2 rRNA genes are annotated in these 3,458 nt (G+C 52.5%); both read left to right on the top strand.

From position 1 onward, the window contains the following. Positions 1–285: 285 nt before the first annotated feature. Positions 286–3,167 (top strand): 23S ribosomal RNA (locus DIE13_RS32345). A gap of 154 nt (positions 3,168–3,321) precedes the next feature. Further along, positions 3,322–3,434: ribosomal RNA gene (rrf, locus tag DIE13_RS32340) — 5S ribosomal RNA — on the top strand. Positions 3,435–3,458 lie beyond the last annotated feature (24 nt).

Below are 3,458 nucleotides of genomic sequence, written 5' to 3'. Positions count from 1 at the left end.
TCAATGACAAGCATTCGAACGAAGCGTTGTTCGAGTCTTTGTCATTGGCGATTGAGCCAGTCAGAGTGATACGTCTTACGTATCGGCTGTCGTTCTTTAACAATCTGGAAGAAGTAAGTAATTTGGATAGCGGAAGCGTCTTGAGATGGACGTGGAAGTTATCCGGGTTGTGATTGTATCGATGTATCTCAAGATGATTCGAACTCTATGTTTGACTCAATTGGAATACGGCACAACGCGAGAACTCAACCTGTAACGACTGTCGATGAGACAGACTCGTTATAGGGTCAAGCGAACAAGTGCATGTGGTGGATGCCTTGGCGATCACAGGCGATGAAGGACGCGGTAGCCTGCGAAAAGCTACGGGGAGCTGGCAAACGAGCTTTGATCCGTAGATGTCCGAATGGGGAAACCCACTCCTTTTGGAGTATCCATGGCTGAATACATAGGCCATGCGAAGCGAACGCGGTGAACTGAAACATCTAAGTAACCGCAGGAAAAGAAATCAACCGAGATTCCCAAAGTAGTGGCGAGCGAAATGGGATGAGCCTTGCACTCTTTATTTGTATTGTTAGCCGAACGCTCTGGAAAGTGCGGCCATAGCAGGTGATAGCCCTGTAGGCGAAAACAGTATGAAAGAACTAGGTGTGCGACAAGTAGGGCGGGACACGTGAAATCCTGTCTGAAGATGGGGGGACCATCCTCCAAGGCTAAATACTCGTGATCGACCGATAGTGAACCAGTACCGTGAGGGAAAGGCGAAAAGAACCCCGGGAGGGGAGTGAAATAGATCCTGAAACCGCATGCATACAAACAGTCGGAGCCTCGCAAGGGGTGACGGCGTACCTTTTGTATAATGGGTCAGCGACTTACGTTCAGTAGCAAGCTTAACCGTATAGGGCAGGCGTAGCGAAAGCGAGTCCGAATAGGGCGTTCAGTTGCTGGGCGTAGACCCGAAACCAAGTGATCTATCCATGGCCAGGATGAAGGTGCGGTAACACGTACTGGAGGTCCGAACCCACTAACGTTGAAAAGTTAGGGGATGAGCTGTGGATAGGGGTGAAAGGCTAAACAAACTTGGAAATAGCTGGTTCTCTCCGAAAACTATTTAGGTAGTGCCTCGTGTCTCACCTTCGGGGGTAGAGCACTGTCATGGTTGGGGGGTCTATTGCAGATTACCCCGCCATAGCAAACTCCGAATACCGAAGAGTGCAATCACGGGAGACAGACATCGGGTGCTAACGTCCGGTGTCAAGAGGGAAACAACCCAGACCGCCAGCTAAGGTCCCCAAATATAGCTAAGTGGGAAACGAAGTGGGAAGGCTAAAACAGTCAGGAGGTTGGCTTAGAAGCAGCCACCCTTTAAAGAAAGCGTAATAGCTCACTGATCGAGTCGTCCTGCGCGGAAGATGTAACGGGGCTAAGCTATATACCGAAGCTGCGGATGCGAGCTTTGCTCGCATGGTAGGAGAGCGTTCCGTAAGCCTGCGAAGGTGCGTTGAAAAGCGTGCTGGAGGTATCGGAAGTGCGAATGCTGACATGAGTAGCGATAAAGGGGGTGAAAGGCCCCCTCGCCGTAAGCCCAAGGTTTCCTACGCAACGTTCATCGGCGTAGGGTGAGTCGGCCCCTAAGGCGAGGCAGAAATGCGTAGCTGATGGGAAGCAGGTCAATATTCCTGCACCATTGTTAGATGCGATGGGGGGACGGATCGCGGAAGGTTGTCCGGGTGTTGGAAGTCCCGGTCGCTGCATTGGAGAAGGCGCTTAGGCAAATCCGGGCGCAGGATTCAAGGGTGTGGCGCGAGCTCCCTAGGGAGCGAAGCAATTGGAAGTGGTTCCAAGAAAAGCCTCTAAGCTTCAGTCTAACGATGACCGTACCGCAAACCGACACAGGTGGGCGAGATGAGTATTCTAAGGCGCTTGAGAGAACTCGGGAGAAGGAACTCGGCAAATTGGTACCGTAACTTCGGGATAAGGTACGCCCTTGTAGCTTGATGCGCCTGCGCGCAGAGGGTGAAGGGGTTGCAATAAACTGGTGGCTGCGACTGTTTAATAAAAACACAGCACTCTGCAAACACGAAAGTGGACGTATAGGGTGTGACGCCTGCCCGGTGCCGGAAGATTAAATGATGGGGTGCAAGCTCTTGATTGAAGTCCCGGTAAACGGCGGCCGTAACTATAACGGTCCTAAGGTAGCGAAATTCCTTGTCGGGTAAGTTCCGACCTGCACGAATGGCGTAACGATGGCCACACTGTCTCCTCCCGAGACTCAGCGAAGTTGAAGTGTTTGTGATGATGCAATCTACCCGCGGCTAGACGGAAAGACCCCATGAACCTTTACTGTAGCTTTGCATTGGACTTTGAACCGATCTGTGTAGGATAGGTGGGAGGCTATGAAACCGGAACGCTAGTTTCGGTGGAGCCGTCCTTGAAATACCACCCTGGTTTGTTTGAGGTTCTAACCTTGGCCCGTGATCCGGGTCGGGGACAGTGCATGGTAGGCAGTTTGACTGGGGCGGTCTCCTCCCAAAGCGTAACGGAGGAGTACGAAGGTACGCTAGGTACGGTCGGAAATCGTGCTGATAGTGCAATGGCATAAGCGTGCTTAACTGCGAGACCGACAAGTCGAGCAGGTGCGAAAGCAGGTCATAGTGATCCGGTGGTTCTGTATGGAAGGGCCATCGCTCAACGGATAAAAGGTACTCTGGGGATAACAGGCTGATACCGCCCAAGAGTTCATATCGACGGCGGTGTTTGGCACCTCGATGTCGGCTCATCTCATCCTGGGGCTGTAGCCGGTCCCAAGGGTATGGCTGTTCGCCATTTAAAGAGGTACGTGAGCTGGGTTTAAAACGTCGTGAGACAGTTTGGTCCCTATCTGCCGTGGGCGTTGGATATTTGAAGGGGGCTGCTCCTAGTACGAGAGGACCGGAGTGGACGAACCTCTGGTGTACCGGTTGTCACGCCAGTGGCATCGCCGGGTAGCTATGTTCGGAAGAGATAACCGCTGAAAGCATCTAAGCGGGAAACTCGCCTTAAGATGAGATATCCCTGGGGACTAGATCCCCTTGAAGGGTCGTTCGAGACCAGGACGTTGATAGGTCAGGTGTGTAAGCGCAGTAATGCGTTCAGCTAACTGATACTAATTGCCCGTAAGGCTTGATCCTATAACAAGTCTGCCTTGTAGATCGGCGCCGTGCGCAAGCACCGGCTGCGATCCAGCGCGACATGTTGGATTCTCGTGTGTGATACACACAACCTAAATTACTGCTTCTTCCCAGATTGGTTCTGTTGGCCGTGCCAGCAGAACACCCCTCTTTGCCTGATGACCATAGCGAGTCGGTCCCACCCCTTCCCATCCCGAACAGGACCGTGAAACGACTCTACGCCGATGATAGTGCGGATTCCCGTGTGAAAGTAGGTAATCGTCAGGCTCCCTAAGCCAGAAACCCCCGCCC

It is taken from the genome of Burkholderia sp. Bp9016 (assembly GCF_003857765.1).
Classification (GTDB): Bacteria; Pseudomonadota; Gammaproteobacteria; order Burkholderiales; family Burkholderiaceae; genus Burkholderia.
This window is presented reverse-complemented; position numbering and strand designations above follow the sequence as displayed.